Origin of the sequence: Solemya elarraichensis gill symbiont (assembly GCF_002021095.1) — a bacterium.
GTDB lineage: Bacteria > Pseudomonadota > Gammaproteobacteria > Chromatiales > Chromatiaceae.
In genome coordinates, this window is the sequence record NZ_MPRK01000252.1 from 1 (window position 1) to 2,489 (window position 2,489).

Annotated in this window: 3 protein-coding genes; 2 read left to right on the forward strand and 1 reads right to left on the reverse strand. The window is 46.7% G+C overall.

The window, feature by feature from the left end; all coding sequences use genetic code 11:
• On the forward strand, window positions 1–1,346 hold a 1,346-nt coding region (locus BOW51_RS09795), incomplete at its 5' end, for a polysaccharide biosynthesis tyrosine autokinase (RefSeq protein WP_135568231.1).
• A 273-nt stretch (window positions 1,347–1,619) separates the two neighbouring features.
• Complete coding sequence (locus BOW51_RS09800) at window positions 1,620–1,859, forward strand: EF-hand domain-containing protein (protein WP_078477555.1); 240 nt, start codon at window positions 1,620–1,622, stop codon at window positions 1,857–1,859.
• A 234-nt stretch (window positions 1,860–2,093) separates the two neighbouring features.
• Here BOW51_RS09800 and BOW51_RS11820 read toward each other — a convergent pair whose 3' ends face one another.
• A complete protein-coding gene (locus tag BOW51_RS11820) occupies window positions 2,094–2,303 on the reverse strand; it encodes a GDCCVxC domain-containing (seleno)protein (protein ID WP_217349032.1) in 210 nt (69 codons plus the stop codon).
• Window positions 2,304–2,489: the final 186 nt, after the last annotated feature.

Here is a 2,489-nt window from a genome sequence, read left to right on the forward strand (position 1 = left end):
AACAGTCTCGCCTAGTGGCTACCGGGGACTACGCGCCTTCGATTCTCTCTCCTTGGCGCGCAGCGAAGGAAGCAAAACGCGAGGAACTCGATTCCGAGCTGGAAATTGCACAGCTTGCAAAACGATATGGTCCCAAACACCCCAAGATGATTGCTGCAAAAGCGGCTCATCAGGCGCGTATCAGCCGCATGAAAAAAGAGGTCGATATCGTTCTCAACAATATCGACAAGGAATTTGAGCGTGCACAGTGGCTGGAAAAGAAGTTACAGAAACAGTTTGATGATCTGAAACTGCAGGCACAGGCAATCGACAGCAAACAGTCTGAATACAGGGCACTCGAACGAAATCTTGAGGCTGACCAGAAGCTATACGACACATTCCTGACACGTTTCAAGGAGACCAACATCTCCAGCGGCAATAACACCCCCAATGCGCGAATCATCGATGAAGCAAGAGTACCCGGCGGCCACTACTGGCCGAACCTGGAACGTATTGTTGCCATTGCAACGCTGGCCGGACTGTTTCTTGGCCTGTTGCTCGCCTTCTTGCTCGATTACATCAACGACACCCTGAAAAACAGTCAGGATGTTGAAGAAAAGATCGGTATTGCCACTCTTGGCAACCTGCAGGTCCTGAAATCGGACAAGAGCAATTTATCACCTGAAAGAATGTACATCGACGACCAGAAATCACTCTTTTCTGAATCGATTCGTACTATTCGGACAGGGGTGTTACTGACATCGCTCGATTCACCGGACAAGGTTGTTGCAGTGACCTCCTCTGTTCCTGGTGAAGGCAAAACGACCGTCTCGATCAACCTTGCGGTTGCACTGGGACAACTGGAAAAGGTTCTGCTGATCGATGCCGATATGCGGCGTGCAAGCCTCGGCCCGCACTTTGGTATAGAGAAGAATACACCGGGACTCTCTGATCTCTTGGCAGGAACTGAGGAAGAGGCCAAATGCATCATCCATAATGAAGATGCGGGTATCTACATACTACCTGCGGGCATGATTCCTCCAAATCCGCAGGAGCTGCTCTCCTCGCAACGTTTTTCCGAGGCACTGCAGAAACTGGCCTCCCATTACGACAGAGTCATCATAGATACCGCTCCAACGCAGCTGGTCAGTGATGCCATCCTGGTTGCCAACCAGGCGTCTGGTGTCATCTATGTCATCAAGGCCGAATCAACACCCTACCATCTCGTAAAAGAAGGCGTAAAACGCCTGCGCCAGGTAGATAGCCATATCATCGGCGGCGTGCTCAACCAGATGAGCCAGGGTGCCTCCGGATATGGTGGATATTACAAGTACGGGAAGTACAGAAACTACGATTACACTTACTAGTCATTACGGCCCTAGACACTATCCTGAAGTGTCACGCACGCGTGACAATCTGTCATTATACAAGCCAATCGTGAATCATAATACTTTATATCAAATAGTTATAGACTATTTTTCATCCTGATAATTGTAGTCGACTATGGATAACCCCACTCCGATTCTTGTCTTTTCTGCTACATCACAGTATAATTTGATGTATCGCATGATCTGGTTTTCATTACTGCGCTACTATACTGAAACCAGCCGGTTTTTATTATTTTTTAAAGGACCAAACTTATGAAAATGACACCAATGATCTTTGCTGCCTGTGCTGCGCTTCTGACTAGCAACATTGCATTTGCTCAAACAGCTGAACCAAAAGAATTTCCAAAAGCCGATGCTAATGGCGACGGTTTTGTAGATGCTGCTGAGTTTGCTACCAGTGGGGTTGATGCAAAATTTGAAGAATCGGATACAAATAAAGACGGCAAACTGGATATTGATGAATACCAGGCTGCAGTAGGAGATTGTGCTTAATACACTATTGTATTCTGCCGGATCACCCTCTCTCATAACGAAAAAGCCCCTGCTCTCAGGGGCTTTTTTACGTCCATATGCATCCCTGTTAATTACTGGGCAGGTCAAATCCTCATTCCCGGGGGCACTGAATAGCTGTAGATTCTGACTGGAACCTGTTTAACCTGAATGGTTAATTGCACCCTGCATTGCGTTGTTGTTCCGCCAAGCTGGCAATCAAAGAAGGCATTCAATTCAGGATGAACAACAAGTACTTGTACCTTCTTGGACAGGAGGACAAGGCACAGTCCCGTAAGAACAGAATACGCAGCAATCGCCATGTTTTGGTTTGATTAGTTCGCCACCTCCCTTGCACTCATAAAACCACTGACATGCATCTGTTGGCATGATCTCTGTTTCTTGGTGACCGCATTCAGGACATATTAGGGTTGAGTCAAGAGTTATATCGCCAGTTTGATATTCCGAATTGCCAAAACAGTCATCAAAGTTAGATGCTATCAGCTCCTTCCTGGCATCCTTGATGATAATTCTGGCTCCATTAAGGACAACTAACACGATGACACAACCGATAATCAAATCAGGCCATCGACTACCTAACAACCAAACAAGAAAACAAGAAAACAAGAAAAC

Coding starts and splice junctions, on each gene's coding strand:
- BOW51_RS09800 (WP_078477555.1), top strand. CDS start 1,620: ATGAAAATGACACCAATGATCTTTGCTGCCTGTGCTGCGCTTCTGACT.